General features: G+C 67.6%; 5 protein-coding genes. 2 read left to right on the top strand and 3 right to left on the bottom strand.

From position 1 onward, the window contains the following. Both B1964_RS22630 and B1964_RS22625 read left to right on the top strand, forming a co-directional pair. A partial coding sequence (locus tag B1964_RS22630; protein WP_139765837.1) for a helix-turn-helix transcriptional regulator occupies positions 1–428 on the top strand: 428 nt, incomplete at its 5' end. 70 nt (positions 429–498) lie between these two features. Beyond that, positions 499–1,107 (top strand): TetR/AcrR family transcriptional regulator, encoded by a 609-nt coding sequence (locus B1964_RS22625; RefSeq protein WP_079931367.1) that lies wholly within the window; start codon positions 499–501, stop codon positions 1,105–1,107. Between the two features lie 7 nt (positions 1,108–1,114). Here the strand turns inward: B1964_RS22625 and B1964_RS22620 are convergent, their stop codons facing one another. From B1964_RS22620 to B1964_RS22610, 3 genes are all read right to left on the bottom strand, one after another. Beyond that, positions 1,115–1,339 (bottom strand): hypothetical protein, encoded by a 225-nt coding sequence (locus B1964_RS22620; protein WP_079931366.1) that lies wholly within the window; start codon positions 1,337–1,339, stop codon positions 1,115–1,117. 153 nt (positions 1,340–1,492) lie between these two features. Continuing rightward, positions 1,493–2,452: a MaoC/PaaZ C-terminal domain-containing protein gene (locus B1964_RS22615; protein ID WP_079931365.1), complete on the bottom strand. Its 960-nt coding sequence runs from the start codon at positions 2,450–2,452 to the stop codon at positions 1,493–1,495. Continuing rightward, a partial coding sequence (locus tag B1964_RS22610) for a 3-oxoacyl-ACP reductase (protein WP_079931364.1) occupies positions 2,452–3,647 on the bottom strand: 1,196 nt, incomplete at its 5' end. The genes B1964_RS22610 and B1964_RS22615, both read right to left, overlap by 1 nt.

Below are 3,647 nucleotides of genomic sequence, written 5' to 3'. Positions count from 1 at the left end.
ATCCCGGGGACGAGCGCACCGCAACTCTGGTGGCGGCCGCGCGTGTCGTGCACGATCTGGCCTTCGCCGCAACGCCGGTCGACGATCGGCGGGTGGTGCAGGCCCGGGCCGGACTGGTCGCCATCGGCGCACCGACAGACGCCGCCCGTCTGTGCGCCGACACCGCCGCACCCGACCTGCCGAGCCCGCGTCCGACACGCGCCGAAGTGTCATCCCCGCAGGTCAGCCCACCATCGGGACCGTTGACCGAACGTGAGGCGCAGGTGGCCCACGAGCTTCTCGCCGGCTGCACGTATGCCGAGATCGGCGCCCGGTTGTTCATCTCGGCGAAGACCGTCGAGCACCACGTCGCCCGTATTCGCCGGCGCTTCGGGGGCGGGTCACGGTCGGAGATCCTCGCCGCGTTGCGCGCAGCCGGTTACCGCTGAATCTTACTGAACGGTAAGATGATCTGATCCCTGCCGCGCGGTGGGGGTGTGGCGAGTGTGAGGAGCCATCATGGTCGGCGGGACCAAACGACTGCCCCGCGCGGTGCGCGAGCAGCAGATGCTCGACGCCGCGGTCTCGGTGTTCGCCGAGAACGGCTTCCGGGACACGTCCATGGATTCGATCGCAGCCCAGGCGAAGATTAGCAAACCGATGCTGTATCTGTACTACGGGTCCAAAGAAGAGCTGTTCAGTGCGTGTATCGCCCGAGAGGGCGGTCGGTTCATCGACGCGATGTCGGTCGGCTTCGACCCCAAGCTGCGCCAGAGCGAACAGGCCCGCACGGTGGTGCGGGAATTCCTCCGCTATGTCGACGAGAACGGCGAGTCCTGGCGGGTGCTCTACCGGGTTGCCGTCGGATCGGCGGCCTTCGCCGACACCGTCAGCACCAGCCGTCGACACATCGTCGATATGGTCTCCGACCTGATCCGCCGCGGTACCACGGTCGAGGGCGCGCTCGACATCGATTTCGAGCTCACCGCGATCGCGCTCGTCGGGGCCGGTGAGGCTGTTGCCGACCGGATGAGCGAAGGCGACGTCGACCTCGAGACCGCCACCGATCTCCTGGTCGGCATCACCTGGCGCGGCCTGAAGGGCGTCGGTATCCACACGCCGTCCTGACGCGGATTCACCGGTGCCGACGCAACGTCACCGAACCCAGCCACACCAGCACCGCCACCGCGAGTAGCCCCGGCATCATGTGGACGGCGAGCACACCGACGAGACTAGGCCCGCCCCAGTCGTTCTGGTAATCGTTGCCGACGGTGAACGGTTCGGCCGCCGCGCGGCCGATGAAGAACACACACACCATCACCACGAGCGTCAGACCCCAGATCCGGGCGAGCTTTCTCATGCTGCCGACGCTACGACTCGCCGGTGGTGGCGACATCGGGGATGACCCCGAGATCGTCCCGGACTTCGAGCGGTCTCGTGTCGCGGGCAGCAGCGAAACGCAGAACTCCCGCCCGGCATTGCCGGACGGGAGTTCGGTGACCTGGTGGTCGCCTCAGTTGGTACGCGTGGTCGCCGTCAGGTGCGGATACCCCTTGCGCCGGTTGAGAATCGAGATGTCGAAACTCCCGGCGCCGTAGGTATTCGGCCCGCTCGCTGCGCTCCCGGCGCCGGAATCATTCGGCCCGCTCGCTGCGCTCCCGGCGCCGTCCACCCTATGGGTGTAGACGTTCACCTTGGCCGGCAACAGGATCGGCTTACCCCACCGGACCGTGTAGGTGACGGCGTCGGGCAGTTGCGCCTCGACGTTGGCGACAGCGGCTGCCGCACTCCACATTCCGTGCGCGATGGCCTTCGGGAAGCCGAACGCCTTGGCGGTCAGATCGCCCATGTGGATCGGGTTGCGATCCCCCGACGCCGCCGCGTACTCGCGGATCTTGGCCAAGTCGACGGTGAGTACCGCATCCGGTGGTGGTGGCGCCTGATCCCGCGGAGCCGGCCCGCGCGGTTCGTCGGAGAGGCTGGTGCGTTGTTGTTTGAGGAACGTTGCCACCTGCCGGGTCACCAGCTCGGTGCCGACGTTGATCTCCGAGACCATGTCGATGAGCATGCCCTTGCGGTGTTCACGCAGGTTCTCGGCGTGATTCACGATGGTCAGCGGCTCGTCGATCCCGATCGGTCGCAGTCGCGTGATGGTGTTCTCCAGATGCACCGAACCGACTGCGCCGAAAGGGAAGTCGCCGTCGGTCATGATCTTCATGGCCAGCGGGAACTGCAACACGAACGGGTAGGTGATCGGCAGCGTCGGGCCGAACTGTTGACCCGTCGCGCGGGTGTAGGCCAGCAGCCGGTCCGGATCGATGCGGATGTTCTCGAGCCGGTAGCGCCGGTCCGGGATTGTCGCGTCGGCGCGAATCCGGGCGGGCTTGCCGATCACCGGAAGCATCGCGGTGACCGCCTTGGAGTAGACGTCGGCGGTGCTCGGCGGCGACGAGAGGGTGATGGTCTTGCTCATCACGCCCCCAGGAATCCCTGGCCGCAGACCCGGACCACGTTGCCGGTGATGGCGTTGGAGGCCGGATTGGCAAAGTAGGCAACGGTTTCGGCGACGTCGATGGTCTGACCGCCCTGCTGCAGCGAACTCATCAGGCGGCCGGCCTCGCGGGTGGCCAGCGGGATCGCGGCGGTCATCTTGGTCTCGATGAAACCGGGGGCGACGGCGTTGATCGTGATGCCCTTCTCGGCGAGCAGCGGGGCGTAGGTGTCGACGAGACCGATCACGCCGGCCTTGGAGGCGCCGTAGTTGGTCTGGCCGCGGTTGCCCGCGATACCCGCGATCGACGACACGTCGATCACCGCGCCGCCGGGCTTCAACGCGTCCTTCTCGACGAGGGCGTTGACCAACTGCTGTGGCGCGATCAGATTGACCGAGATCACCGAATTCCAGCGCGCCGCATCCATGTTGGCGAGCAGCTTGTCGCGGGTGATGCCGGCGTTGTTGACGATGATGTCGATGCCGCCATGGCGCGCGAGCGCATGCTCGGCGAGCTTCTCGCCGGCGTCGGGTGCGCTGACGTCGAGCGGCAACGAGGTGCCGCCGACCTTGTTGGCGGTCTCGGCCAGGGCCTCGCCGGCAGCCGGGATGTCGGCGCAGATGACGTGGGCGCCATCGCGGGCCAGCACCTCGGCGATCGTCGCGCCGATACCGCGGGCGGCACCGGTCACCACGGCCACCTTGCCCTCGAGCGGCTTGTCCCAACTCGCGGGCGCGGTGGCGTCGTCGGCGCCGACGCGGATCACCTGGGCGTCGACGAAGGCCGACTTGGCCGACAGCACGAAGCGCAGCGTCGACTCCAGGCCGGTGAGCCCGGTCTTGGCGTCGGGGGAGACGTAGACGAGCTGCACGGTCGACCCCTTGAGGAGTTCCTTGCCGAGCGAGCGGGTGAATCCCTCGAGGGCGCGCTGGGCGACATGCTCATCAGGATCGATGACGAGTTCGGGGGTGGTGCCGAGCACGACGAAGCGCGCACAGGCCGCCGTCGAGCGCATGACCGGCTGGAAGAACTCGAAGAGCTGCTCGAGCTCGGCGGGGGAGGTGATCCCGGTGGCGTCGAAGACCAGACCGCCGTACTTGTCGGCGCTGCGACCGGTGGTGGCGTTCTCGATCAGCGTGTAGTCGGGACCCGAGAGCAGCTCACGCAGCGGCTCCC

The organism is Gordonia sp. i37 (genome assembly GCF_002043085.1).
GTDB classification, from domain to species: domain Bacteria; phylum Actinomycetota; class Actinomycetes; order Mycobacteriales; family Mycobacteriaceae; genus Gordonia; species Gordonia polyisoprenivorans.
Note: the sequence above shows the minus strand (reverse complement) of the source record. Positions and strands in the feature narration are given on the sequence as shown.